Genomic DNA, 1,089 nt, shown 5'->3' on the forward strand with positions numbered 1-1,089 from the left:
ACCTCGTGGCCGCCATCGGCGCCGCTTTCGATGGCTCCGGCGAGCGCTTCGGCGTGCTGGTCGAGACGTCCGAGGCCGTGGATCACCTGTTCGATCTGCTGGCGCGTCACGTCCTGGAACTGCACGCTGGCCAGGGCCTCCATGAACATCGTGGCGAGCTTGCCGCTGTTCGTGGTGATGGTGTCGAGGATCTGCCGTTCGCGCGCCGTCAGGCTTTCGTAGCTGGCGCCGAGGGCGGCGAGCTGCTGTGTGAAGCGTTCGAGACTGTCGCGTTCCTCGTGGATGTGCGAGTGCGCGAGCTTGTCCTTGAACTGGCGCTCGATGATCTGGGTGACGGCGATGATGCCGTCGTTGATCTTCTTGACCGCGGCTTCGGTTTCGTGCGAGAGCTTCCTCACCTCGTCGGCGACGACCGCGAAACCGCGTCCGGCCTCGCCGGCGCGGGCGGCCTCGATGGCCGCATTGAGCGCGAGCAGGTTGGTCTGGCCGGCAATGTGCCGGATCAGATCGACCAGGGTTTGCAGCGAGCGGGCTTCCTTGACCGCTTCGCCACTGTGTTTCTCGTCCGCGGCGGTCTCTTCGACGCGCTGGGCGATGAAGGCTTCGAGCTTGCCGATCAGTTGGCGATTGCCGGCGATCCGCTCTTCGGATTCGTGCGCCATGGCCTGCGATTCCGCGGCGGCGGCGGCCACGAACTGGTTCAGGTCGGTGACCACCTCGTCGATCGTCTGCAGTCGTGAAGTGACATCGTAGGCCGCCTGTTCGGTCTGCTCGACGACGCTCTGCAACTGCCCGACGAGAACCTGGTTGAAGCGCGGGATCTCCCGCAGCTCGGGCAGCGCGACGCGCTGGCAGACCTGCTGCGACGGGCAGCGCGGGCGTTCGTCCCGGAGACTTTCGTCGATGCCCAGGTGGGTGTCGTGGTACAGGAGCCGCGAGAGCGCCTGCTGGAGGCCCAGGAACAGCAGCAGACCGAGCAGGGTCATCAGGGTGTCGCGGCTGCGATCGAGAGCGAAGGTCTGGCTCAGGAAATCGACGTACCCAACATGCAGGAGCAGGACGACGATGAGCAGCACGACGGTCGCGGCC

The 1,089-nt window shown here is 65.9% G+C and carries 1 protein-coding gene; it reads right to left on the minus strand.

The genetic code is table 11. The features are described from left to right. Positions 1–1,089, minus strand: a 1,089-nt coding sequence (locus E4Q08_RS23960; RefSeq protein WP_169072247.1) for a methyl-accepting chemotaxis protein, incomplete at both ends; no start/stop codon positions are given.

This window comes from Candidatus Accumulibacter contiguus, assembly GCF_012940005.1.
In the GTDB taxonomy this organism is placed as follows: Bacteria; Pseudomonadota; Gammaproteobacteria; order Burkholderiales; family Rhodocyclaceae; genus Accumulibacter; species Accumulibacter contiguus.